This is a genomic window from Kribbella sp. NPDC003557 (assembly GCF_040610805.1).
GTDB lineage: Bacteria > Actinomycetota > Actinomycetes > Propionibacteriales > Kribbellaceae > Kribbella.
The window spans coordinates 423,463-446,271 of record NZ_JBEXMY010000003.1 but is presented as its reverse complement, the minus strand read 5'-3'; the positions used below and the strand labels follow the sequence as shown (position 1 = coordinate 446,271).

The window sequence follows — 22,809 nt, the reverse complement described above, 5'->3', positions numbered from 1 at the left end:
GTGGAGGTCGGCTGATGACGGAACAGGTGCTACGGAGCAGGCGGTCCTGCCTGGCCACGCCGGGGTCGAACCCGCGGTTCCTCACCAAGGCGAAGGGGCTGGACGCGGACCAGGTGTTCCTGGACCTCGAGGACTCGGTCGCGCCGCTGGCCAAGCCGGACGCCCGGAAGAACATCGTCGCCGCGCTGAACGAGGGCGGCTGGGGCACCAAGCTGCGCGTCGTCCGGGTGAACGACTGGACCACCGAGTGGACCTACGCCGACGTGATCGAGGTGGTCGGCGGCGCCGGCGCGAACCTGGACTGCATCATGCTGCCGAAGGTGCAGACCGCCGAGCAGGTGGTCGCGCTCGATCTGCTGCTCACGCAACTGGAGAAGGTGCACGGGTACGAGCCGGGCCGGATCGGCATCGAGGCGCAGATCGAGAACGCGCTCGGCCTCACCAACGTCAACGCGATCGCGACCGCGTCGCCGCGGGTCGAGACGATCATCTTCGGCCCGGCGGACTTCATGGCGTCGATCAACATGAAGTCGCTGGTGGTCGGCGAGCAGCCGCCCGGGTACGACGTCGGCGACGCGTACCACTACATCCTGATGCAGATCCTGATGGCCGCCCGCGCGCACGGCAAGCAGGCGATCGACGGGCCGTACCTGCAGATCAAGGACGTCGACGGCTTCCGCCGCGTCGCCGGCCGGTCGGCGGCGCTCGGCTTCGACGGCAAGTGGGTCCTGCACCCCGACCAGATCGCCGCCGCGAACGAGGTCTACTCACCGCGCCAGGACGACTACGACCACGCCGAGAACATCCTCGACGCCTACGACCACTACACCTCGGCCGCCGGCGGCGCCCGCGGCGCGGTGATGCTCGGCGACGAGATGATCGACGAGGCCAGCCGCAAGATGGCCCTCGTCATCTCCGCCAAGGGCCGCGCCGCCGGCCTGACCCGCACCGACATCTGGCAGCCGCCGGCCGACTAGACCTGCGCCATCAACGCGAGCGGGTGGCCGTCCGGGTCGGTGAAGAAGACCATCCATTCCTCGACACCGTTGTCGTGCGTGTGGATCAGGTGCGGCGCGTTCTCGAACCGCACGCCGCGCTCGCGCAGTTCGTCGTACGCCGCCTGGATGTCGGCGACCCGGAAGTACAGGCAGGACGGCTCACCCACCGGGCCGTCGTTGGCGCTCAGGAACAGCCGGGTGCCGCCGCAGTCGAAGAACGCCAGGTCGCCGAAGGTGTACAGGTGCGGAAGCCGCAATACGTCGCGGTAGAACTCGACCGCCCTGCCGATGTCGCTGCACGGGCGGGCGATCTGCCCGATCTCGCCAAGCTGCACCATGTCCGGGCCTCCCTGTTTTCGCAACGCGCTGTCGAAGGGCACTCCGCGCCAGGTTCGCAGCTCGGCCCGGCGAGCCAGGCCGAGCTTCTGCAGTGCGTTCGCGACGTGGAACTTGACCGCGTCCACGCTGATCCCGCGGCGCTGCGCGATCTGCCGGTTCGACAGGCCGTGGCGCACCATGTCCACCACCCGCCACTCGGCGGGAGTCAGCACGTCCGGGTGTCTCGGCCGACCGCGGTTGCCCACAACGACAAGCTAGCGCCGCAAGCGGCGAATTACCCTCCCCCTCAGCGGGCCCAGACCTGGTAGATCCGGATCGGCTTGGCCGGCGGGCCGTCCTGGTCGGGGTCGGCGATCCCGGCGGCGACCATCCGGTCGAAGGTGGACATGCCGGCGATCACGTGCCCGAGCACCGTGTAGTTGGGCGCGATGTTGGCGAAGGAGTGCACGACGAAGAACTCCGAGCCGTTGGTGCCCGGTCCCTGGTTGCCATAGGCAACGGTGCCGCGCGGGTAGGTCTCCTGGCCGGTGACCTCGTCCGGGAACTTGTACCCCGGCCCGCCTTCCTCCTGGCGGTAGATGTCACCGCACTGCAGGACACCCAGGCGGGACGAGTTCGTCAGCCGGAAGCACTGCGTCGCGTCGTAGAACCGGCTCTTCACCAGGTGCACGAAGTTGTGCACGCCGCACGGCGCGTTGGAGCGGTCCATCCGGACCACGAACGGCCCGTAGTTCGTCACGAAGTACACGTCGACCGTGCCCTTCGCGCGGGCGACCGGGGACGGGACCCGGACCGGCTTGGCGGCCGGGTTCTCGGGGGTCGGCGTGAACTCGCACTTGGCCACCGGTCGTGACGTGGGTGCCGCGGAGGCGGTGGTCGTGGTCAGCGTCGTCGCGACCAGTACGGCCGCGATCAGGGCGGGAATCGATCGCTTCATGCGACACACCGTAGTACCTCGATCGCGCTCCGCAGAGCTTTCTGGAGGCTTTCTGAAGCTTTCCGGCCCGGACTCGCCCATCCGGCCCATCCCGCCTAAGGTGATCCGGTCCGCTGCGGAAGGTGTATGTGTTGAACGGCGAGGTACTGGCAGGTCGGTACCGGTTGCTGACCCTGCTGGGCAGGGGCGGTGCGGGTGAGGTGTGGCAGGCGGAGGACACGGTCCTCGCGCGCCAGGTGGCGGTGAAGCTGCTGCGCAGCCTCGACGGCGACCCGATGGACGCGGTCGAGCGGTTCCGGGCCGAGGCTCAATCAGCCGCTCGATTGACGCATCCGAACGTGGTCGCGACGTACGACGTCGGCACCGAGGGCGATCACGTCTTCCTGGTGATGGAGCTCGTCAAGGGCCCCGACCTCGCCAAGCTGATGCGGACGTCGGGCCTGCCGACCGCGGGCATGGTCGCGACCATCGCCACCCAGGGCGCCCGGGCGCTGGACGCCGCGCACGGGGCCGGGATCGTGCACCGCGACGTGAAACCCGCCAACCTGCTGCTGGCTCCCGACGGCACGCTCAAGATGACCGACTTCGGCATCGCCAAGCGCGCCGGCAACGAGACGACCGCACTGGGCGTCCTGCTCGGTACGGCGTCGTACGTGTCGCCGGAGCAGATCCGTGGCGAGCAGGCCACCCCGGCGAGCGACTGGTACGCGTTCGGCTGCGTGCTGCACGAGCTCCTGACCGGTACGCCGCCGTTCACCGGGCCGACCGCGGACGCGGTGATGCGGCAGCACCTCGACGCACCGCCGCCGCCGATCATCCGTAGCGATGTGCCCGCCGAGCTGGCGAACCTCGTGACGCACTTGCTGGCCAAGAACCCGGCGGACCGCCCGTCCTCGGCCGATGACGTGGCCGCACTCCTCAGCAACGCCGCACTCCTCAGCAACGCCGCCAGCACGCAGGTGCTCGCCATCACACCGGGGGCCGCGGCTGAGGAGCCGCTCGACATCGGGCACTGGGAGGACGAGCCCAGCTCGCACCGTGCACCCAAGAAGGCCTTCCCGCTCGCCAAGGTCGGCATCGGCGCCGCCGTGGTGCTCGCAGCCATCAGTGGCCTTCTCCTGCTGCGTGAGGGCGTGTCCAACGACACCCCGAAGGCGCAGGCGGTCACTACGCCGTCCGTGCCGGTGCAGAAGGCCACGACCGCTCCGAAGACGACGCCCACGCCCGAGGCGACGACGCCCACTCCGACCAAGACGACGCCGACGAAGAAGCCGAAGCCCAAGCAGACGCAGAACCCGCAGGCGATCCTGGTCCAGCGGCTGCGCACGCTGGCCGCACAGGTGCGCGCGACGCAGCAGGGCAGCCGCAGCAAGGCACCGCGGGAGGCCGCGCACGACCTGGACCAGGCCGCCCAGGCGATCGACCAGGGTGACACCGAGTCCGCCGCGGAGCACTTCTACGACGCGCGGCGCACGCTGTTCGAGGCGCAGCAACGCCACCGCTGGCAGGCGACACCGGAGATCGCCGCGCTGTTCCAGACCATCGGGCAGGCACTGCCGCGTCCCGACCGCGGCGGCGAGTGAGGCACGCGACCTTCCCCGGGTGGCCGGTGTCACAGCGGGTGTCACCGTGGTGCCGGGATGCTGTGAGGGGGTGGCTGATGGTTCCACGCCTACTGCGGGGCACTCGGCACGGCACCTCGCCGCACGGGTGCAAAGGCCACGATGCTCCGCATCGAGACCTTCGCCCCCGCACGCCGATGCACCGCACCGAGCACCTCCTCGCGACGGCGTGGAACCATCAGCCACCCCCAACCGCGATACTCGCGGGTAAGCCGGCCGAAGGAGACGCACGATGAGCAGGTTGCAGCAGACCGACGGGCTGACCGACGTCCAGGAGGAGATCCTGAAGACGGTCCGGGCCTTCGTCGAGGCCGAGATCCTCCCGGTCGCGACCGAGCTCGAGCACCGCGACGAGTACCCGACCGAGATCGTCGAGGGCCTCAAGGAGCTCGGCCTGTTCGGCCTGATGATCCCCGAGGAGTACGGCGGCCTCGGCGAGTCGCTGCTGACCTACGCGTTGTGCGTCGAGGAGATCGCCCGCGGCTGGATGAGTGTGTCCGGCATCATCAACACCCACTTCATCGTCGCCTACATGCTGCTCCAGCACGGGACCGACGAGCAGAAGCAGAAGTACCTGCCGCGGATGGCCACCGGCGAGGTCCGCGGCGCGTTCTCGATGTCCGAGCCGGGCTGCGGCTCGGACGTGTCCGCGATCAAGACCAAGGCCACCCGCGACGGCGACGGCTACGTGATCAACGGCCAGAAGATGTGGCTGACCAACGGCGGCTCGTCGAACCTGGTCGCGGTGCTGGTCAAGACCGACGAGGGCGCGGACTCGGTCTACAAGAACATGACCACGTTCCTGGTCGAGAAGGAGCCCGGGTTCGGCGAGGTCGACAAGGGCCTGACGGTGCCGGGCAAGATCGAGAAGATGGGCTACAAGGGCGTCGACACCACGGAGCTGGTGTTCGACGGCTACCGGATCGACGCGGGGCAGGTCCTCGGCGGCGTACCGGGCAAGGGCTTCTACCAGATGATGGACGGCGTCGAGGTCGGCCGGGTGAACGTGGCCGCGCGCGGCTGCGGTGTGGCGCGCCGGGCGTTCGAGCTCGGCATCTCGTACGCACAGCAGCGCGAGACGTTCGGCAAGAAGATCGCCGACCACCAGGCGGTGCTGTTCCGGCTGGCCGACATGGCGGTCAAGGTCGAGGCCGCGCACGAGCTGATGGTGAAGGCGGCGCGCAAGAAGGACAGCGGCTCCCGCAACGACTTCGAGGCCGGCGTCGCGAAGTACCTGGCCAGCGAGTACTGCGCCCAGGTCGTCGAGGACTCGTTCCGTATCCACGGCGGCTACGGCTTCTCCAAGGAGTACGAGATCGAGCGCCTCTACCGCGAGGCCCCGATGCTGCTGATCGGCGAAGGCACCGCCGACATCCAGCGGATGATCATCGGCCGCCGTCTACTGGAGGACTACAAACTCTGACCCGGCGCGCTGGGTCGACAGGCGGGGCGGTGCCGGTCGGCCCAGCGCGCGATGGGGCAGGGTTCGGGGGCTAGGCGGGTATGTGGGACCGCGGCCGGGGACGGCCGGAGCCGTAGCCGGACAGCAGCCAGATGCCCAGCTGGGTGATCTCGTGGCGCACCGACGCGCCGTCGCGGCGGGTGGTGATCAGGCCGGCCTCACGCAGGACCGTCGCCTGGTGGCTGGCAGCCGCGGGGGAGATGCGGCAGCGCTTGGCCAGCTCGGTCGTCGTACAGCCGCTGACGGCCGCCTCCAGAGCGGCGGCCCGGGTGGAGCCCAGCAACGCGGCCAGCGGGTCACTCGACGGCAGTTGCTCCATCGACGCCTGCCGCAGGATCCCGGGCGCATGCTGAATGGGGTAGACCAGGATCGGTGTGAGATCCGGGTCCCGCAGCTTGGTCGGTACCTGCCAGCAGAACGCCGAAGGCTGCAACTCGATTCCCCTGCCATCGAGATACAGATCTCGGTCGTTCATGTCCAGCACCTGCAGCACCGGTGGTACCCACCGGACCCGCGGATGCAAGGACGACAACAATCGGTCCACACCGTGCCGGGCCAGCGCCTCCCCGCGATGGGCGTGGTCGGCGGACACGTGCGTCCCGATCGACTTCCAGTACGGCGCGATCGCCGCGTCGTGGTACGTCCGGATGGCCCGGCCGAGCTTCTGCAGCGACGCCCGGCCGCCCTGCGCCAGCTCGCGCGTCCACGGCGACGGCGGCCGGTACTGCGCGAGCAGGTCGAGCTGGCTGCGGAGCTGCTGCGGCGGCGTCGCCAGCGTCTGCTCCAGCGCGGTGTCGAAGTCCGGTGCGGCCCCGGCCGGGGTCAGGAAGTCCGGCGAGTAACCCTTCGACGGGGTCAGCTCGAGCAGCAGCCGCATCTGGTCCGGAGCGACCGTGGCGCGGACGTGCCGCCGCCAGTCCTCGAAGATCAGCCGGCCCTCGGAGTGCTGCAGCATGTGCAGGCTCAGCAGCACCTCCCACAACGGCGCCGGCGTGATCGCGACCGTGACCCGGGTCAGGTCGCGGGGCGTGAAGTGAATGCGCAGCACCGCGATCCCCTCCCGTCCAACGTCAAATGGTCGCGGAAAGTAATCAATTCCTGACCGAATGCGATTCCGGAATTCAATCAAGGCAGCAGAACCCGGGACAACCGTTTGAACATTCCAATCCGGGAGGACTTTCGGCCATGGCAAAAGGTTGCCAAGTCACCCGACCGGCGCGGAGCGAACTCCGGGTTCAGAGCCAGTGGTTCCGCTTGAACAACCGGTAAAGCACGAAACACGCGCCGAGCATCACGCCGAGCACGACGAAGTAGGCGTACTTGAGCCGCAACTCCGGCATGTAGTCGAAGTTCATCCCGTAGATCCCGGCGATCATCGTCGGCACCGCCAGGATCGCGACCCAGGCCGAGATCCGCCGCATGTCCTCGTTCTCGGCCACCTGGACCTGGGCGAGCCCGGCCTGCAGGATCGAGCTGAGCAGCTCGTCGAACGAGATCACCTGCTCCTTGACCCGCTGCAGATGGTCGTCGACGTCGCGGAAGTAGTTCCTGGTCTCCTCGGCGATCAGCGGATGCCGCAGCGTGGCCAGCGCGCGCATCGGGCCGGTCAGCGGCGCCACCGCCCGCTTGAGCTCCAGCACCTCACGCTTCAGCTGGTAGACCCGGTCGATGCTGCGCCAGCCGCGCGGGGTGAACATGGACGTCTCGATCAGGTCGATGTCGGCCTGGACGGCGTCCGCGACCTCCAGGTAGCGGTCGACGACGTGGTCCGCGATGGCGTGCAGTACGGCGCCGGGGCCGGTGGCCAGCCGGTGCGGCTCCTGCTCCAGCTCCTGACGCAGCCCGGTCAGCTCGCTGTGCTCACCATGGCGGACCGTCACCACGAAGCCCGGCCCGCAGAACACCATGACCTCACCGGTCGCGACCACCTCGCTGGTCGCGGTCAGGTCGCCGTGCGGGACGTACGTGACCGTCTTGAACACCGCGAACAGCGTCTCGCCGTACCGCTCCAGCTTGGGGCGCTGATGCGCCTCGGACGCGTCCTCCAGGGCCAGCGGGTGCAGGCCGAACTCCGCGCCGATGATGGCGAGCTGATGGGCGGTCGGCTGGAACAGGCCGATCCACACGAAGCCCTGTCCGCGCTGCGCCCGGTCCAAGGCCTCGGTGTAGGAGTTGACGCGCCGGTCGCGGACGCCGTCGCGATACAGCCCCCAGTCGACCAGGGCACCCTCGAGCTTGCCGGTCATCACATCGTCCGGGGGACGGCCGGTGCCGCCGCCACGCCGGGCGAAGACCCGTCCGACACGGCGTGTCGCGCCCATGTCCCATCGTCGCCCGGTCATCACCGGCGAGGCTATCAAGACGCAGTAACCAGCCGTCGGCAATGATGGGGGTGGACGCACGTGGAGAGGAACGACGATGACCACGCAGGGCATGCCCTCGATGGACCCCAGGCCGACCGGCCTCACGATCGGGACGTACGACACCTACCGGGAGGCGCAGCGAGCCGTCGACTACCTCTCGGACGAGAAGTTCCCGGTCGAGCACACGACCATCGTCGGTAACAACCTCCGTCAGGTCGAGAAGATCACCGGCCGGCTCACCTGGGGCCGGGCGCTGACCGCGGGCCTGGCCAGTGGCGCCTGGTTCGGTCTGTTCGTCGGTCTGCTGCTGGGGTTGTTCACGACCGGCAACTGGCTCGCGGCGCTGCTCACCGGCGTCGTGCTGGGCGCCTTCTTCGGGCTGGTGTTCGGTGGCCTGAGCTACGCGCAGTCGGCCGGCCGCCGCGACTTCACCTCGCGGACCGCGGTGGTGGCGACGACGTACGACGTGCTGTGCGACTTCAAGTTCGCCGAAGAGGCCCGCAACCACCTGGCCAAGCTGGCGCTGAAGGGCGAGGTGCACCCGCTGCTGCCGAACCACGTGGACCAGCCGGTCCAGGAGACGACGCAGCGCCCCACCGACTGAGGTGACCTATCTCTCCCGCCGGTGAGAGCCAGGCCACGGTCCGGATCCGCCCGGAGGCGGCAGCATGGGGATTCCAGCAGCCGAGGAGGAACCGCGATGCAGTTCGGGCGCAGTTACGAGGAGTTCGAGGTCGGTGCGGTCTACAAGCACTGGCCGGGCAAGACCGTGACCGAGTACGACGACCACCTGTTCTGCCTGCTCACCATGAACCACCATCCGCTGCACCTGGACACGCACTACGCGGAGGGGACCACGCAGTTCGGCAAGAACGTTGTGGTCGGCAACTACATCTACTCGATCCTGCTCGGTATGTCGGTCCCGGACGTGAGCGGCAAGGCGATCGCGAACCTCGAGATCGAGTCCCTGCGCCACGTCGCGCCGACCTTCCACGGTGACACGATCTACGGCGAGACCGTCGTGCTGGACAAGTGGGAGTCCAAGTCCAAGGACGACCGCGGCGTCGTTCACGTCGAGACCAAGGGCTACAAGCAGGACGGCACCGTCGTGTGCCTGTTCCGCCGCAAGGTCATGGTGCCGAAGCAGAGCTACCTGGACGCCCGCGGCGGCGAGCAGCCGGGCCGCCCGGTCCCGGCCGAATAAGGCCGAGTAGTCAGGACATGACGAGCGGCCCGTCCGGGGAGGGGAGACCGGACGGACCGCGCGCCGACCGCGGACCGGTCGTCTAGAGGAACAGCTCGATCACCGGAACGAGCACGTTCGGCTTCTGGATCGGGAGTTTCAGGGTGAGCGTCTGCGACGAGACCCCGCCCATCGTGGTGTTCTGGGCCTGCTGGTGCGGGTCGTTGACGATCCGCTTGATCTCGGACGCGTCGTTGAGCAGTTGGGCGTACTTGACCTTGCCGGCCAGCCCGTCCAGGTGGATGTGCCCCATCGGCCACGAGAACAGGTGCAGGTAGAGCCGGTCGCCCTTCTGCGTGAAGCGGCAGTCGACCGGAGCCGAGTACTCCGACGACGGACGCGCACCGCGGATCGCACGTTCGTGCAGCCGCATCCACTCGCCGATCGACGCCAGCGTCGCCAGCGCGCGCGGGTCGAACTCGCCGCGGCCGGTCGGCCCCACGTTCAGCAGCAGGTTGCCGTCCTTGGAGACCGAGTCGACGAGCATCTTCACCAGCGTCTCCGGCGACTTCCAGTCCAGGTTGTCCCGGTCGTAGCCCCAGCTGCCGTTCAGCGTCTGGCACGCCTCCCACAGCACCGGTACGCCGTCGCGCTCCATCGGGCCGTCCGGCTGGTACTGCTCCGGCGTCACGAAGTCACCCGGGATGTCCAGCCGGTCGTTGATCAGGATGTCCGGCTGCAGCTCCCGGACCATCGCCATCAGCTCCTCGGAGCGCCAGTCGTCGCGGCCCTTGCCGTGGCCGTCGCGCCCGTCCTCGTACGTCCGGCCCGGGTAGGAGAAGTCGAACCACATGATGTCGATCGGGCCGTAGTTGGTCAGCAGCTCACGGGTCTGGGCGTGCAGGTAGTCGGCGTACACCTGGACGTCCCGCCCGGCCGCCTTCGCGATCGCCTCCTCGTCGTCGCGCTGCGGGTGCACGAGGTCGATCGGGAACTCCGGGTGATGCCAGTCGATCAGCGAGTGGTAGAAACCGACCCCGAGCCCCTCGGCCCGGCAGGCCTCGACGAACCGCTTGACCAGGTCGTTGTCCTTGGTGTCCTTGCCCCACGCGGTGTGCGCGACGGTGTAGTCCGACACCTCGGAGTCCCACAGACAGAATCCCTCGTGGTGCTTGGTGGTCAGTACGGCGTACCGCATGCCGGCCTCGCGGGCGGCCTTGGCCCACTTGCGCGGGTCGTACAGGTCCGGCTCGTAGTGGTCGAAGTACGGCTGGTAGTCCTCGTCGGTCAGCCGTTCGCGGTTCTTCACCCACTCGTGCCGGGCCGGCAGCGAGTACAGGCCCCAGTGGACGAACAGGCCGAACCGCCAGTCGCGGAACTTCGCAACCGAAGCCGCGGGAGGCGTATCAGTCATGATCAGATCTCCTTCAGGATTAACGGCCGCCGAGGCCGGTGACGAGCAGACCGCGGACGAGATGCTTCTGCAACAGGACGACGAGCAGGACGGTCGGGATCATCGCCATCACCGACGCGGCCATCATCAGGTTCCACTGGGTGCCCTGCTGGCCGATGAACTGCGCCAGGCCGAGCGGGACGGTGCCCTTGTCGGCGACGCTGTTCACGATGATCAACGGCCACAGGAAGCTGCCCCAGAAGCTGATGAAGGTGAAGACGGTCAGTACGGCGATGGCCGGCCGGGCGAGCGGCAGCATGATCCGCAGGAACGAGCCGAACGGCCCGCACCCGTCCACCCGGGCCGCCTCCTCCAGCTCGGCCGGGACGGTCAGGAAGAACTGCCGCAGCAGGAAGGTGCCGAACGCGGTGAACGCCCACGGCAGGATCAGCGCCCAGTAGCTGTCCACCCAGCCGAGCGACTGCATCAGCCAGTACATCGGCACGATCAGGACCTCCTGCGGCACCATCAAGGTCCCGAGGAACAGCACGAACAGTTGCTCGCGGCCCCGGAACCGCAACCGGGCGAAGGCGTACGCCGACATGCTCGACGCGATCACCACGACCAGCGTGCCGGCGACCGCGACGAACAGGCTGTTCAGGAAGTACCGGCCGAACGGTGCGAACTCGAACGCGTCGGCGTAGTTCTGCCAGCGGATCTCGGACCCGAACAGGTGCGGGGTCGGCGTGAACACCTCGTCGGCGGGCTTCAGCGACGTCGAAACGGCGTACACCAAAGGCCCGAGGAACAGGATCGCGACCAGGATCAGCAAGACGTGCGAGACGCTGCTGCGCACCCGGCGAGCGGCCACGGAGGTCTCAGACATCGTAGTTCACCCACTTCCGCTGGCCGACGAACTGGATCGCGGTGATGCCCATGATGATCACGAACAGCACCCAGCCGGCCGCCGACGCCAGACCCATGGTGAGGAACTGCCAGCCCTGGTTGTAGACGTACATGACGATCGTCTGGGTGGACACGCCCGGCCCGCCCTGGGTCAGGATGAACGGCTGCGCGAACACCTGGAACGAGGTGATCAGCGTCATCGTGGTGGCGAAGAAGATCGACGGCGTGATCATCGGCCAGGTGACGTAGCGGAACCGCTGGAACGGCCCGGCGCCGTCGATCTGCGCCGACTCCAGCTGCGACTGCGGCACCTGGTCGAGGGCGGCCGAGAAGACCAGGAAGTTGTACCCGAACCCCTGCCAGATCGACATCGCGACGATCGCCGGCATCGCCCAGCTCGACGAGCCGAGGAAGTTCGGCGCGTCGATGCCGAACCAGCTGTTCAGGCCGGCGTCGAGCAGACCGCCGGGCTGGAACAGCAGCCGCCAGACCATCACGTTGGCGACCATCGGCGTCATCACCGGGATGAAGAACAGCACCCGGAACGCCTGCCGGCCCTTGATCTTCGGTCCGAGCCAGGTCGCCAGCCCGAGCGAGAGGACCACGTTCAGCGGCACATACAGCACCACGAACAGCGCCGTGTTCAACACCACCCGGCGGAACACCGGATCGCCGAACAGGTGTGAGTAGTTGCCGAACCCGAGGAACTTGCGCTCGCCGAACACCGGCCAGTCGAACAGGCTGATCCCCAGTGCCATCGCGGTCGGGAACAACGTGAACAGGGCGAGGCCGGCGAGACTCGGCGCGAGGAAGACCGACGCGTACCGCCCGTCCCTGCGTAACGCGGGCCGGCGCCCCGGCCGGACGCCGCGCGCAGGCGACGTACCGGTCGGGGCGACGGTGGTGTCAGTGGCCATCAGGAACCAGCGCCCGCCTGGTCCTGGATGGTCTTCAGCGCCTGGTCCGGTGGGACCTCGCCGTTCAGCGCCTGGGTGCCGAACCGGGTGAGCAGGTCGGCGACCTGGACCCAGTTCTTCGAGGTGGTCAGCGCGATCGAGTTCTCCGACGCGTACTCGATGACCTCCTTGGCCTCCGGGATCTTCGCCGCGGTGAACCAGGCCGGGTGCGCCGCGGTCCGGGCCGGGTACGCGCGGCCGGCGGCGGCCAGCGTGGTCAGCGGCTTGTCACTGGTCATCGACATGATCGCCTGGAACGCGGCGTCCGGCGTCTTGCAGGACCGGGAGATGCCGAAGCCGGAGCCCGCGGTGTAGGTCTTCGAACCGTCCGCACCGGCGGGGATCGGCGCGATGCCGAGGTTGAACTTGACCTTGCCGAGGGTGTCGATCAGCGACCACGGACCGTTCAGCTGCATCGCGGACTTGCCGGAGACGAACTGCGTGGTCTCGAAGTCGGTGTTGCCGGACGGCACCTGCGGCGCGATCTTGTCGGTCCGGACGAAGTCCGTCCAGCCCTTGAACCCGTCGACGAACTTGGAGTCGGTCAGGTTCAGCTTGCCGTCGGCCAGCGGCTCGGCGCCGGTCATGGTGCGCACCCAGGAAGCCACGCCGAGGTCTCCGGGCGTCGTCACCAGGCCGGTCCGGCCCGCGGTCGTGAGCTTCTTCGCGGCCGCCTTGAACTCGTCCATCGTCCACCCGGGCTTCGGGTCCGCGATGCCGGCCGCCTTGAACAGGTCCTTGTTGTAGAAGATCACCATCGGGCCGGAGTCGTACGGGATCGCGATCTGCTTCCCGTCCGCCTTCAGGCCGTCCATGATCGGCTTGTCGAAGTCCTCGGGTTTCAGGCCGTACTTCGTGATCAGGTCGTCGAGCGGCAGCAGCGCGTTCGCGTACGACGCCAGCCGCAGCGACTGCATGCCGATGATGCAGGGGGCCTTGCCGCTGGCCAGCAGGGTGCCGATCTTCGACCAGTAGTTGTTCCAGTCGGTGCCCTGCAGCTTGACGGTGATGCCGGAGTGGTCGGTGTGCGCCTGGTCGGCGACCTTCTGCCAGGCGGCCTGGTCCTCGGTCCCGCCGACCCAGAACTGCCAGGTCAGGTCGGCCTTGTCGGCCGACCCGGACCCGCTGCCGCCGCTGCCGTCGTTGCCGCCGCCACAGGCGGCAACGGCCGTCAGCGCCAGCACCGCACAGGTGGCGGTGAGCCAGCGGCGCGCCCGAGCTGGTGTTCCTCTCATCCTGACCTCCAAGGAGAGCTGTGAGTCATCCGATCAATATGTCGGGATCTTGACGAGAGTCAACAGTTCGGCCCCTTATTTCAGGAAGAAAATCAACTCTCCACGCTCTAGCGCACTACCCAGACCTCCGATGTATGGTCCAAAGACATCGGAGGTTTCGGGCGAAGGGAGGGGTGCGCATGGCGGTGACCGACGCGGCGATCGACAGCATCAAGCAGATGATCGTGGCCGGCGAGCTGCAGCCCGGCGACCGGCTGCCGCGCGAGGCCGACCTGGCCGCCAGACTCGGGCTGTCCCGCAACTCGCTGCGCGAGGCGGTCAAGGCGCTGGCCCTGATCCGGGTGCTCGAGGTCCGGCAGGGGGACGGGACCTACGTGACCAGCCTCGATCCACCGCTGCTGATGGAGACGCTGGGCTTCGTCCTGGACCTGCACCAGGACGCCTCGGTGCTGGAGTTCTTCGAGGTCCGGCGGATCCTCGAGCCGGCCGCCGCGGCCCGGGCGGCGCTCCGGATGCCCGACGACGAGATCGCCGTGATGCGCGCGCTGCTGGACGACCTCGGCGACGACCCGTCGGCCGACGACCAGCTCGCCTGTGACGTCGAGTTCCACCGGCTGCTCGCGATCGGCAGCGGGAACCGGACACTGGCCTCGATCATCGAGAGCCTGCGGCAGCCGACCTACCGGGCCCGGATCTGGCGCGGCCTGACCCAGACCGGCGCGGTGAACCGCTCGGTCGCCGAGCACCGCTCGATCCTGGACGCGATCACCGCCCGCGAGCCCGAGGTCGCCCAGGCCTGGGCGACCGTGCACATCGCGGGCGTCGAACGCTGGCTCAACGAGGCGGTCAGACTCGAGGTGGACGGAGTTCCAGCAGCACAGCGGCCGGCGTCGGCAGCGTCACCTCGACCGCTGAACCATTCCACTCGAGCGGGACACTGACCAGCTGGGTGCGCTCCGCCAGGTCGGCCATCAGGTAGCCCGCTGCGCCGTCCATCGGCGACCAGTCGATCGTCACCTGGCCGACGCCGCCGACCGCCGTGACCTCCTTCGGCGGATCGAGGTCGGGCATCTACGCGACTCCCGATTCGAACTGCTCCATCGCGATCAACGGCCGGATCCGCTGCTCGACCGTCCGGCTCGCGAAGCTCCGCCGGATCAGGTCGTTGCCGAACACGTTGCCGATCGCACCCATCACCATGGCCTGGTCGAGCGACAGGTACCGCTTCGCGATCAGCCCCGACCGCACCGCGACCGAGTCGTAGAACCCGCCGGCACCGTACGCGTGCAGGGTGCGCTCGATCTTGCTCAGGTTGTCGATCGCCTGCCGCGGCGCGTACGCCATCGCGAGGAAGGCCGCGTGCGGGGTGACCACGCCGTCGCCGTAGGTCGGGTTCGGGTTGGTGCCCTCGCGGCAGCCCTCGAAGCCGCCGTCGAAGTTGGTGCCCTCGAGGTCGGACGGGTAGCCGCCCGGGTCCATGCCGAGCGCCTCGACGCCGTAGACGGCGTACCCGCCCTTGGGATTCGACGCGGGCGAGAAGCCCCAGTAGCCGTACTTCGCGTCGTCCAGGCCGTGCTCGATGTGCGCGCGGACGGTCAGCGGATGGTTGATGCCCCAGCTGCGCGGCGCCCAGGTGGACTCGGGGACGAACAGGTCGGGCATCAGCGACTCGAACATGTCGCCGCCCCAGGACGGGACGATCCGCATGCCGCGGTACGAGTAGGTGCCCTCGAAGACGTCGAGGCCGAGATACGTCCGGTGCACGCCCTCCGGCTTCTGCTCGACCCACGACCAGTCGCAGCTGTCCGGGAAGGTGCGGTACGTCGCGAAGTACTGCGTGTGCGGGACCTGGTTCAGGGCGAACCCGACGTACCCGGCGATCCGGGCCTCGGTGTTGCAGGTGTCGTAGTGGAACTTGCGGTAGTACACGTCCGGGCCGACGCCGGCGTGGTTGCCCTGATCGGTTTCCTCGTCCGGCGGCGGGGTCTCGAAGAAGCCGCCGCGCATCAGGCCGCCCGGGCGGGCCGCGGGGTTGTAGTAGAAGGTGAAGTTCATCTTGTTCAGCAAGGACTCCGCGAGCGCCCGGGCGCGCGGCTCGGCGTTGCGGACCACCATCAGCGCGCAGGCGAGCCAGGCGTTGTCGACACTCGACACGAACGGCGTGATCGGCCTGGTGCCGTCCGGGTCGGTGCGCAGCACCTCGCCGGTCGCCTCGTCGTACCAGTTGAAGTACATGCCGCTCGGCTCGTGGTGGACGACGTTCTTCATCGTCGTCAGCGTCTGCGTGACACGGCGCAGCGACTCCTGCGGCGAGATGATGCCGAGGTGCCGGGCGACGACCGTGCTCCAGAGGTAGCCGCCGATATTGGTGGGGGAGGTGTACTTGCTGCGCACCGGGTTCGTCACGGACTCGCCGATGTTGTCCGCGGGCAGCCCGGTCCGTTCGTCGGTCATCGCGACGAGACTGCGCCAGGTGTCCCGGGCCCACCGGCCGGCCAGAGCCCTGTCGGCCGGGCTCGGCACCCACCCGCCTTTCAGCAGGTCGGCGGGGGCGGGCGTCCCGCCGTACGCGGAGGATCCGGCCCCCGCCAGCGCGAGAGCTCCAGTAGAAGCGAGTAAGGTCCGGCGACTGATGAAGGCGGTCATCTGAGGTCTCCTATTTCAGTCCGGTAATGGCGATGCCCTTGGTCACGTGCCGCTGGAACGCCAGGAACATGACGAGCACCGGTACGACGACCACGACCGCGCCGGCCATCAGCAGGCCGAAGTTCTGCGCGTTCTGCCCGGTCGAGTACAGGGCGAGGGCGACGGGAAGGGTGTACTTGTCCTCGGTCTGGGCGATCACCAGCGGCCAGAGGAAGTTGTTCCAGGATCCGAGGAAGGTGAGGATGCCGAGCGTGGCCAGCGCGGGCCGGGTCAGCGGCAGCATGATCCGGGCGAAGATGCCCAGCTCGGTGGTGCCGTCGACGCGGCCGGCATCGATCAGGTCGTCGGGCAGCCCCTGGAAGAACTGCCGCATCAGGAACACCCCGAACGGCGAGACCAGGAACGGCAGGATCAGGCCGGGGTAGGAGTTCGCGAGCCCGGCGTTGGTGACCAGGACGAACAGCGGGACGAACGTGACCATGCCGGGAATCATCAGCGTGGCCATCACCAGCACGAACAGAGCGTTGCGGCCCTTGAACCGCAGCTTCGCCAGCGCGTAGCCGATCATCGAGCAGAAGGCCAGGTTGCCGGCCGTGACGGCGAGCGCGACCACCGTCGAGTTCAGGAAGTAGCGCGGGAAGTTCGCCTTGCTGAACAGATCCGCGTAGTTCTGGTTCGTCGGCTCGTCCGGCCACCAGGTCGGCGGCACCCGGAGCAGCTCGCCCTGGGTCTTGAAGCTGCCGAGCACCATCCACAGGAACGGCGCCGCGACGGCGACCAGGCCGAGTACTCCGATCAGGTAGATCCACCAGGTACGGCGCATCACTTCTCCCTCAGCAGCCGGAACTGGATGAACGTGATGACCGCGATGACGACGAACAGGATGTACGCCATCGACGTCGCCAGCCCGTAGTTCCCGAAGCCGAACTGGTTGTAGGTGTACATCGACACCGAGAGCGTGCTGTCCAGCGGACCGCCCTTGGTCATCACGAACGGCTCCTCGAAGAACTGCAGGTAGCCGATGCCGGTGGTGACGCTGGTGAACAGGACGGTCGGCCTGAGCAGCGGCAGGATCAGGTACCGGAAGCGTTGCCACGCGCCGGCGCCGTCGATCTGCCCGGCCTCCTCGACCGACTGCGGGATGCCCTGCAGCCCGGCCAGGAAGATGATCATCGCGGAGCCGAAGTTCCGCCAGACCGCCATCGCGATCAGCGACGGCATCGCCCAGGTCCTGGACGCCAGCCAGTTCGGGCCGTCGATCCCGACCCAGCCGAGCACCGTGTTCAGCAGTCCGTTGTCCGGTGACAGCACGAACCGCCAGATCACCGCGATCGCGACGATCGACGTCACCACGGGCAGGTAGTAGCCGACCTTGAACAGTGCCTGGAACCGCTTGATCCCGCGGTCCAGCAGCACCGCCGCGGCCAGCGCCACGACCAGCGTGAGCGGGACGCCGACGATCACGAAGTACGCCGTGTTGAACGCCGCCTTGCGGAACGTGTCGTCCGACAGCGCCTTCACGTAGTTGTCGAACCCGACCCCGTTCACCGAGAACGGCGTCCGCAGGTCCCGCTGCTTGATATCGGTGAACGACATCCCCAGCGACCCGAGCACCGGCCCCGCGGTAAATGCGAGGAAAAGAAGGACGAACGGGAGGACGAGCACCCACGCAGCAAGCGTCTGCCGGTCAAGCCGCCCTCGCTCCGCCCGGCGGCCACCGTCAACCGGACCACTGGCCGGGCCACCTGCTGGTGCGGCTCGCCCTTCCTGCCTTCCACCCGGCGAGGTGCGCAGCGCCTCGCCGGGTGCTGTCTTTTCACTCATCGTGCTCAGCTACCGCCGGTCCCGATGGCAGATGCCTTGGTTTGGATGGCCTTGGCGGTGTCGGCGGGGGACTGGCCGGACTTCGCCATCTTCTCGACCTCGGTGTCGAACGCCTTGGCCACCTGCTCCCAGTTCACGATCGCCGGCGGCGCCTTCGCGTCCTCGAGCTGCTTGCCGAAGACCGGCAGCAGCGGGTCGGAGGCGATGCTCGAGTCCTCCCAGGCGCTCTTCACCGCCGGCAGGTCGGACGACATCTTGAACCACGCCGCCTGCGTCTTCGGGTCGGACAGGAACTTGACCAGCTTCCACGCGCTGTCCTTGTTCTTCGACGACTTGAACACGACGAAGTCCGACCCGCCGACGAACGACGTCGAGGTCTTGTTCTTCGGGATCTGGAAGACCCCGATGTTCGGCTTGATCGCGTCCCCGCCGGCCTTCGCCACCGACCCGGCCATCCACGGCCCGGAGATGAACATCGGCACCTGGCCGTTCACGAACTGCGCCTCGGTCTGGTTCGGCGGCAGGTCGGTGCCGGCCAGCTTCTCGGTGAAGAAGCTCTGGTAGTACTTCAGCCCCTCCTGCATCTCCGGGGTGTCGAAGGTGAACTCCTTCTGGTCGTCCCCGGTGATGTTCGCACCGGCCGACCACGCGAACGGCATCACGGTCTGCCAGGAGCCGTCACCACCCGGCTGCAGGTTGATCCCGTACTTCGCGCCGGCCTTCTCCTTCATCGCCTTGGCCATCGCCTTCAGCCCGTCCCAGTCCGTCGGGGGCGTGCTGACACCGGCCTTCGCGGCCAGATCCTTGCGGTAGTAGACCAGCCGCGTCTCGACGTACCACGGCACGCCGTACTGCGTCCCGCCGACCTTCGTGGTGTCGAGCGCGCCGGGGAAGAAGCCGGAGTTGTCGAAGCCCTGCGGTGTCGGGTCGAGCGCGCCGAGGTCGGCGAACTCGCCCATCCAGGTGGTGCCGACCATGGCGGCGTCGGGCAGCGTGTTCGCGGTGATCGCGGTGGTGAACTTGTTGTGCGCCGCGTCCCACGGGATCGGCGTGACGGTGACGTTGACGCCGGGGTTGGCCTGCTTGAACTGCTCCATCAGCTTCGGCAGGTTCTCGCCCTCGGTGCCCATCGCCCAGACGGTCAGGTTGCCGGTCGCCGGGCCCTCGCTGACGGTGGTGGTCGCCTGGGACCCGCCGCTCGGCGTGTCCGCGGACCGTCCACAACCGGCCAGCGCGAGCGCTGTGGCGGTGAGTGCAGCGCTGCCGATCACCAGCCGGCGGCGGATGCTGTGGGTGAACATGTGGTGTCTCCTCACTGGATTACTTCTGCATCCCCCGCTTGGTGCCACAGCTGTCCCGCAGCACCAGTTGTGTTGCCAGTACGTCGTTACGCGCCCGGGTCCGGACCCCGGTCACCCGCTCGTGCAGCCGCTCCGCGGCCACCCGCCCCAACTCGGCCATCGGCTGCCGCACAGTGGTCAGCCCCGGCGACACGTACCGCGCCGCCATCACGTCGTCCCACCCCGTCACCACGATGTCCCCCGGCACACGAACCCCCTGAGCCGCAAACATCGCCATGGCCGCCAACGCCAACTCGTCATTCGCACAAACCAGCCCATCAGGCCGCACACCCGCGCCGTGCGCTCCGCTCACCGACCCGACCCCGAATCCCCTGCTGTGCGGGCCCTCGTTCTCTTCCCCGCCCGCCCCGCGCGCAGCGCGGGGCGGGCGGGTGGTTGCCTGGAGCACCTTCTCGGCGACGGTCCGGCCGGCTTCCTCCGTCAGGGCGACCCGTACCGGCTTCGGCACCTGCAGCCCGCGGAGCTCGTACGCCTTCGCGAACCCGGCGTAGCGCTCGGACACGTCGTACGAGCTGGCCGGATCGCCGACGAAGACGAGGTTCCGGCGGCCGTGTTCGAGCAGCCGGGTCGTGAGCTGCTCCGCGCTGGCGGCGCTCTCACTCCGGACGGAGTCGCAGCCGGTGACGGGCGGATGCGCGATCAGCACCGCCGGTACGCCGGCCTTGCGCAGGCCCTGCACCGTCGGCAGCTCCAGAGCGTTGCCATGGACAACTATCCCGTCGACCCGCCCGGCCAGGTCCATCACGGTGCGTCGTGGATCGGGGTTGCCGTGCGTGACGGTGATGACGACGCTCTGGCCGTGCTCACCGGCCCACCGCTCGTACCCCATCAGCAGGTCGCCGTAGAACGGACCGGCGAGATCGGGCAGCACCAGCCCGTGCGCCTCGTGCCGCTGGACGGCGAGGCTCCGCGCCGCCCGCAGCGGTACGTAGTTGAGCTCCTGCGCCGCCTGGTCCACCCGCGCCCGCGCCTTCGCCGACACCGGTCCGGTCCCTTGCAGGACACGCGAAACCGTCGCGATCGACAGCTTCGCGCGGGCCGCGACGTCGTAGATCGTCGCCGGCCGGCCGGTCGGTCCGGAAGGCATCGGGGCTGGCTCCTCAGGGGCGGTAACGGCTGAGTGGAAGCGCTTACAGTTTCGATACCCTGCCGTGGATCGTTCAAACGGTCAAGACCTCGGGACCGGTTTGAGAGGATGCGGGGGTGACCGCACAGGAGCGAAAGGACCGGGTCTTCCTCGTCCGGCACGGGGAGACCGAGTGGAGCAGGTCGGGACGGCACACGTCCGTCACCGACCTGCCGCTGACGGCGGAGGGCGAACGTGTCGCGGCGGGTCTGCGCGAGCGGCTGGCGGGGGAGTCCTTCGATCTGGTGCTGACGTCACCGCGGCAGCGCGCCCGGCGTACGGCCGAACTCGCGGGCTTCCCCGACGCGGAGGTCGACGACGACCTGGTCGAGTGGAACTACGGCGACTACGAGGGCATCACGACCGCGGAGATCCGCGAGACCGTCCCCGGCTGGACCGTCTGGGACGACCCGGTGCCGAACGGCGAAACCCCCGCCGAGGTCGCCGCCCGCCTCGACCGCGTCACCGCCCGCCTGGCCGCCGTCCCCGGAGACGTGCTGGTCTTCGGCCACTCCCACGCACTCCGCGGCCTCACCGCCCGCTGGCTCGAACTCGACGTCACCGAGGGCCGCCACTTCGTCCTCAACACCGCCACCCTCTCCACCCTCGGCTGGGAACGAGGCTCCCCCGCCATTCTCCGCTGGAACGCCTGACGGCCTACCCGGTCAGGCGGGAGACGAGGAGGTCTACGCGGGGTTTGGCGTGGGTGGGGCGTAGACGGTTGGTGTGGTTGAGGGTGGCCTGGCCGTGGAGGGCGCTCCAGAAGACTTCGGTGAGGGTTTCGGGGTCGGTGTCCGCGAATGGTTCTACGCCGGCCCGGATCTCGTCGAAGGCGTCCTTCAGCGAGGACGGGCTGTCAGGACTGCCGAACGACAGGTCGGTGGGGCGGACGAAGATCGCCTCGTAGACCGCCGGATGCTCGGCGGCGTAGTCGAGATACGCCTGGGCCAGAGCGCGCAGACCGCCGTCCTCGCGAGCGGTGCGCATCGCCACGGTCAGCTCCTCGACGCCCTGCAGTGCTACCGCGTCGGCGATCGCGTTCATGTTCTTGAAGTGGCCGTAGAGGACCGGCTGGCTGTAGTCGACGGCCTCGGCCAGGCGGCGGGTGGTGACGGCGCCCCAGCCGACGGACTCGGCGAGCTCGCGGGCGGTGCGCAGGATCAGGTCGTGGCGTTCCGCGCGGGCCCGCTCGCGGCGTGACTGGGTCGGCATGGCCGAACCCTAGCACTGCTAGACAATCTAGCGGCGACAGGTCTAGCATTGCTAGGAAAGTTAGCAGTGCTAGATCAGAGGAGCCCCACCATGCGCCGCTTCACCACCGTCCTGACCGTCCTGCTCGGGATCTTCCCGCTGACCTTCGGCTTCCGGTACCTGGTCGACGGGGCCGGCGCCGCGGCCGGGTTCGGGATCGACCCGTGGCCGACCGGCACGGCCGCCGGGTACTTCCCGGTGAAGGGCATCCGCGACATCGCCCTCGGGCTCGTCGTGCTCATCCTGTTCGTCGCCCTGCGGCAGCGCCGCACGACCGGCATCGTGATGGCGGTGCTGGCGATCATCCCGATCACGGACATGATCGTCGTCTTCAGCCACGGCGGCCCGGCCGCGACCGCGCTGGGTGTGCACGGCCTCACGGCCGCCGTCATGCTCGTCGACGCGCTGCTCCTGCTCCGCGAACGCGTCGTCACCACGGAGAAGAACCTTCAGCCGGCCCACTCGTAGAACTCGATGGAGCAGTGCTGGCGGAACCCGAGCGCCTCGTACACGGGCCGCCCGGCCGCCGACGATCCCAGTACGGCGTACTCCGCGTCGACGTCACGCAGAGCGCCGTACGTGATCGCCGCCCCGATCCCGCGCCGTCGCGCCTGCGGCACGGTCATCACGAAGTACAGCCCGGCCACGCCCGCGCCGAGGAACACCGTCGCGGTCGCCACCGGCGTACCGTCCAACCATCCGATGTAGTGCCGCCACGGGTCGTCGTACCCGAGCTTCGCGTAGACCGACGCGACCCACCGGGCCTCCCGCTCGCCCTCGCCGAATCCCTGCCCCAGCGTCGCCTCCCACGCAGCCAACGCGTCGTCGTCGCCGACCCGGGTCAACGACAACCCGGGGACGGCGCGGGGCGGGACCAGGTCCGGGATCCGCACCGCCATCCCCGGCTCCGCCCCAGCTGGGACGAACCCCGCCGCGACCAGATCGGCGCCCGCGACAAGCATCGACGGCCCGACGTGCCAGGTCCCCGGTACGCCGTGTTTCCGCAGCTCTGCCAGGGATTCGGCGATCACGTCCGCGTCGGACGCCCGCACGACCGCGTTGTGGTAGTCGAGGGGCGACCCGCCGATCGTCCACTCCGCCCGCTCGTCCGCCCGCTGCGAACCGCCGCCCGCGGCACCCATCGCCATCAGCAGCTCGGCCGCGTTGTCCTCGATCGCCCGCACCACGTCCATCTCCCCAGTGTCGC

Annotated in this window: 23 protein-coding genes; 8 read left to right on the top strand and 15 right to left on the bottom strand. The window is 68.7% G+C overall.

Features of this window, described 5'->3' with window-relative positions; all coding sequences use genetic code 11:
- Nucleotides 1–14 precede the first annotated feature (14 nt).
- Nucleotides 15–977: a CoA ester lyase gene (locus ABZW60_RS13990; RefSeq protein WP_355476648.1), complete on the top strand. Its 963-nt coding sequence runs from the start codon at nucleotides 15–17 to the stop codon at nucleotides 975–977.
- Here the strand turns inward: ABZW60_RS13990 and ABZW60_RS13985 are convergent.
- Both ABZW60_RS13985 and ABZW60_RS13980 read right to left on the bottom strand, forming a co-directional pair.
- A complete protein-coding gene (locus ABZW60_RS13985; protein WP_355476646.1) occupies nucleotides 974–1,549 on the bottom strand; it encodes a VOC family protein in 576 nt (191 codons plus the stop codon). The genes ABZW60_RS13990 and ABZW60_RS13985 overlap by 4 nt on opposite strands.
- Nucleotides 1,550–1,623: 74 nt before the next feature.
- The gene (locus ABZW60_RS13980; RefSeq protein ID WP_355476644.1) at nucleotides 1,624–2,274 is read right to left on the bottom strand and encodes a peptidylprolyl isomerase; all 651 of its coding nucleotides are present in this window, start codon (nucleotides 2,272–2,274) and stop codon (nucleotides 1,624–1,626) included.
- Between the two features lie 131 nt (nucleotides 2,275–2,405).
- On the opposite strand from ABZW60_RS13980, the gene ABZW60_RS13975 reads away from it, so the two are divergent.
- Nucleotides 2,406–3,857 carry a serine/threonine-protein kinase gene (locus ABZW60_RS13975; RefSeq protein ID WP_355476642.1) on the top strand — a complete coding sequence of 484 codons (1,452 nt, stop codon included), beginning with the start codon at nucleotides 2,406–2,408 and terminating at the stop codon, nucleotides 3,855–3,857.
- A 271-nt stretch (nucleotides 3,858–4,128) separates the two neighbouring features.
- Entirely contained in the window at nucleotides 4,129–5,319 is a 1,191-nt protein-coding gene (locus ABZW60_RS13970) for an acyl-CoA dehydrogenase family protein (protein ID WP_355476640.1), read from the top strand.
- 70 nt (nucleotides 5,320–5,389) lie between these two features.
- Here ABZW60_RS13970 and ABZW60_RS13965 read toward each other — a convergent pair whose 3' ends face one another.
- Nucleotides 5,390–6,406: a winged helix-turn-helix domain-containing protein gene (locus ABZW60_RS13965; protein WP_355476638.1), complete on the bottom strand. Its 1,017-nt coding sequence runs from the start codon at nucleotides 6,404–6,406 to the stop codon at nucleotides 5,390–5,392.
- A gap of 187 nt (nucleotides 6,407–6,593) precedes the next feature.
- Entirely contained in the window at nucleotides 6,594–7,700 is a 1,107-nt protein-coding gene (locus ABZW60_RS13960) for a magnesium and cobalt transport protein CorA (protein WP_355476636.1), read from the bottom strand.
- A 76-nt stretch (nucleotides 7,701–7,776) separates the two neighbouring features.
- Between ABZW60_RS13960 and ABZW60_RS13955 the strand changes: the two genes are divergently transcribed.
- Both ABZW60_RS13955 and ABZW60_RS13950 read left to right on the top strand, forming a co-directional pair.
- Nucleotides 7,777–8,325, top strand: a complete 549-nt coding sequence (locus tag ABZW60_RS13955; protein WP_355476634.1) for a general stress protein — start codon at nucleotides 7,777–7,779, stop codon at nucleotides 8,323–8,325.
- A 96-nt stretch (nucleotides 8,326–8,421) separates the two neighbouring features.
- Nucleotides 8,422–8,925: a MaoC family dehydratase gene (locus tag ABZW60_RS13950; protein WP_355476632.1), complete on the top strand. Its 504-nt coding sequence runs from the start codon at nucleotides 8,422–8,424 to the stop codon at nucleotides 8,923–8,925.
- Nucleotides 8,926–9,007: 82 nt separating this feature from the next.
- Here ABZW60_RS13950 and ABZW60_RS13945 read toward each other — a convergent pair whose 3' ends face one another.
- From ABZW60_RS13945 to ABZW60_RS13930, 4 genes are read right to left on the bottom strand one after another with little or no spacing between them, the layout of a single operon-like run.
- Nucleotides 9,008–10,318 carry an alpha-L-fucosidase gene (locus ABZW60_RS13945; protein ID WP_355476630.1) on the bottom strand — a complete coding sequence of 437 codons (1,311 nt, stop codon included), beginning with the start codon at nucleotides 10,316–10,318 and terminating at the stop codon, nucleotides 9,008–9,010.
- 19 nt (nucleotides 10,319–10,337) lie between these two features.
- Entirely contained in the window at nucleotides 10,338–11,183 is an 846-nt protein-coding gene (locus tag ABZW60_RS13940; protein ID WP_355476628.1) for a carbohydrate ABC transporter permease, read from the bottom strand.
- Entirely contained in the window at nucleotides 11,176–12,120 is a 945-nt protein-coding gene (locus ABZW60_RS13935; protein WP_355476626.1) for a sugar ABC transporter permease, read from the bottom strand. Before ABZW60_RS13935 ends, ABZW60_RS13940 begins: the two co-directional genes overlap by 8 nt.
- Nucleotides 12,120–13,394, bottom strand: coding sequence for a sugar ABC transporter substrate-binding protein (locus tag ABZW60_RS13930; RefSeq protein WP_355476624.1), 1,275 nt, complete (start codon nucleotides 13,392–13,394; stop codon nucleotides 12,120–12,122). Before ABZW60_RS13930 ends, ABZW60_RS13935 begins: the two co-directional genes overlap by 1 nt.
- A gap of 179 nt (nucleotides 13,395–13,573) precedes the next feature.
- Between ABZW60_RS13930 and ABZW60_RS13925 the strand changes: the two genes are divergently transcribed.
- Nucleotides 13,574–14,335: a FadR/GntR family transcriptional regulator gene (locus tag ABZW60_RS13925; RefSeq protein ID WP_355476622.1), complete on the top strand. Its 762-nt coding sequence runs from the start codon at nucleotides 13,574–13,576 to the stop codon at nucleotides 14,333–14,335.
- Between the two features lie 130 nt (nucleotides 14,336–14,465).
- Here ABZW60_RS13925 and ABZW60_RS13920 read toward each other — a convergent pair whose 3' ends face one another.
- From ABZW60_RS13920 to ABZW60_RS13900, 5 genes are all read right to left on the bottom strand, one after another.
- Nucleotides 14,466–16,040, bottom strand: coding sequence for a glucoamylase family protein (locus ABZW60_RS13920; RefSeq protein WP_355476620.1), 1,575 nt, complete (start codon nucleotides 16,038–16,040; stop codon nucleotides 14,466–14,468).
- 10 nt (nucleotides 16,041–16,050) lie between these two features.
- The gene (locus ABZW60_RS13915) at nucleotides 16,051–16,863 is read right to left on the bottom strand and encodes a carbohydrate ABC transporter permease (protein WP_355476618.1); all 813 of its coding nucleotides are present in this window, start codon (nucleotides 16,861–16,863) and stop codon (nucleotides 16,051–16,053) included.
- Nucleotides 16,863–17,705, bottom strand: coding sequence for a sugar ABC transporter permease (locus ABZW60_RS13910; protein ID WP_355476616.1), 843 nt, complete (start codon nucleotides 17,703–17,705; stop codon nucleotides 16,863–16,865). Before ABZW60_RS13910 ends, ABZW60_RS13915 begins: the two co-directional genes overlap by 1 nt.
- Before the next feature lie 164 nt (nucleotides 17,706–17,869).
- On the bottom strand, nucleotides 17,870–19,165 hold the full coding sequence (locus ABZW60_RS13905) for a sugar ABC transporter substrate-binding protein (RefSeq protein WP_355476614.1): 1,296 nt from the start codon (nucleotides 19,163–19,165) through the stop codon (nucleotides 17,870–17,872).
- A gap of 19 nt (nucleotides 19,166–19,184) precedes the next feature.
- On the bottom strand, nucleotides 19,185–20,312 hold the full coding sequence (locus ABZW60_RS13900; RefSeq protein ID WP_355476613.1) for a LacI family DNA-binding transcriptional regulator: 1,128 nt from the start codon (nucleotides 20,310–20,312) through the stop codon (nucleotides 19,185–19,187).
- A 116-nt stretch (nucleotides 20,313–20,428) separates the two neighbouring features.
- On the opposite strand from ABZW60_RS13900, the gene ABZW60_RS13895 reads away from it, so the two are divergent.
- Nucleotides 20,429–21,004, top strand: a complete 576-nt coding sequence (locus ABZW60_RS13895; protein ID WP_355476611.1) for a histidine phosphatase family protein — start codon at nucleotides 20,429–20,431, stop codon at nucleotides 21,002–21,004.
- A gap of 4 nt (nucleotides 21,005–21,008) precedes the next feature.
- Here the strand turns inward: ABZW60_RS13895 and ABZW60_RS13890 are convergent, their stop codons facing one another.
- Nucleotides 21,009–21,563: a TetR/AcrR family transcriptional regulator gene (locus ABZW60_RS13890; protein WP_355476610.1), complete on the bottom strand. Its 555-nt coding sequence runs from the start codon at nucleotides 21,561–21,563 to the stop codon at nucleotides 21,009–21,011.
- A 90-nt stretch (nucleotides 21,564–21,653) separates the two neighbouring features.
- Here ABZW60_RS13890 and ABZW60_RS13885 point away from each other — a divergent pair, with 90 nt between their 5' ends.
- Nucleotides 21,654–22,070 (top strand): DUF4267 domain-containing protein, encoded by a 417-nt coding sequence (locus ABZW60_RS13885; RefSeq protein ID WP_355476608.1) that lies wholly within the window; start codon nucleotides 21,654–21,656, stop codon nucleotides 22,068–22,070.
- Here the strand turns inward: ABZW60_RS13885 and ABZW60_RS13880 are convergent.
- On the bottom strand, nucleotides 22,052–22,795 hold the full coding sequence (locus ABZW60_RS13880; protein WP_355476606.1) for a GNAT family N-acetyltransferase: 744 nt from the start codon (nucleotides 22,793–22,795) through the stop codon (nucleotides 22,052–22,054). The two genes, ABZW60_RS13885 and ABZW60_RS13880, sit on opposite strands and share 19 nt — an antisense overlap.
- Between the last annotated feature and the right edge of the window lie 14 nt (nucleotides 22,796–22,809).

What these genes read in the sequence shown, in the direction of transcription:
- ABZW60_RS13990 (WP_355476648.1), top strand. Translation starts at nt 15, where the DNA reads ATGACGGAACAGGTGCTACGGAGCAGGCGGTCCTGCCTGGCCACGCCG.
- ABZW60_RS13945 (WP_355476630.1), bottom strand. Translation starts at nt 10,318, where the DNA reads ATGACTGATACGCCTCCCGCGGCTTCGGTTGCGAAGTTCCGCGACTGG.
- ABZW60_RS13920 (WP_355476620.1), bottom strand. Translation starts at nt 16,040, where the DNA reads ATGACCGCCTTCATCAGTCGCCGGACCTTACTCGCTTCTACTGGAGCT.
- ABZW60_RS13970 (WP_355476640.1), top strand. Translation starts at nt 4,129, where the DNA reads ATGAGCAGGTTGCAGCAGACCGACGGGCTGACCGACGTCCAGGAGGAG.
- ABZW60_RS13950 (WP_355476632.1), top strand. Translation starts at nt 8,422, where the DNA reads ATGCAGTTCGGGCGCAGTTACGAGGAGTTCGAGGTCGGTGCGGTCTAC.
- ABZW60_RS13890 (WP_355476610.1), bottom strand. Translation starts at nt 21,563, where the DNA reads ATGCCGACCCAGTCACGCCGCGAGCGGGCCCGCGCGGAACGCCACGAC.
- ABZW60_RS13885 (WP_355476608.1), top strand. Translation starts at nt 21,654, where the DNA reads ATGCGCCGCTTCACCACCGTCCTGACCGTCCTGCTCGGGATCTTCCCG.
- ABZW60_RS13930 (WP_355476624.1), bottom strand. Translation starts at nt 13,394, where the DNA reads ATGAGAGGAACACCAGCTCGGGCGCGCCGCTGGCTCACCGCCACCTGT.
- ABZW60_RS13955 (WP_355476634.1), top strand. Translation starts at nt 7,777, where the DNA reads ATGACCACGCAGGGCATGCCCTCGATGGACCCCAGGCCGACCGGCCTC.
- ABZW60_RS13905 (WP_355476614.1), bottom strand. Translation starts at nt 19,165, where the DNA reads ATGTTCACCCACAGCATCCGCCGCCGGCTGGTGATCGGCAGCGCTGCA.
- ABZW60_RS13980 (WP_355476644.1), bottom strand. Translation starts at nt 2,274, where the DNA reads ATGAAGCGATCGATTCCCGCCCTGATCGCGGCCGTACTGGTCGCGACG.
- ABZW60_RS13925 (WP_355476622.1), top strand. Translation starts at nt 13,574, where the DNA reads ATGGCGGTGACCGACGCGGCGATCGACAGCATCAAGCAGATGATCGTG.
- ABZW60_RS13915 (WP_355476618.1), bottom strand. Translation starts at nt 16,863, where the DNA reads ATGCGCCGTACCTGGTGGATCTACCTGATCGGAGTACTCGGCCTGGTC.
- ABZW60_RS13940 (WP_355476628.1), bottom strand. Translation starts at nt 11,183, where the DNA reads ATGTCTGAGACCTCCGTGGCCGCTCGCCGGGTGCGCAGCAGCGTCTCG.
- ABZW60_RS13880 (WP_355476606.1), bottom strand. Translation starts at nt 22,795, where the DNA reads ATGGACGTGGTGCGGGCGATCGAGGACAACGCGGCCGAGCTGCTGATG.
- ABZW60_RS13960 (WP_355476636.1), bottom strand. Translation starts at nt 7,700, where the DNA reads ATGACCGGGCGACGATGGGACATGGGCGCGACACGCCGTGTCGGACGG.
- ABZW60_RS13935 (WP_355476626.1), bottom strand. Translation starts at nt 12,120, where the DNA reads ATGGCCACTGACACCACCGTCGCCCCGACCGGTACGTCGCCTGCGCGC.
- ABZW60_RS13900 (WP_355476613.1), bottom strand. Translation starts at nt 20,312, where the DNA reads ATGCCTTCCGGACCGACCGGCCGGCCGGCGACGATCTACGACGTCGCG.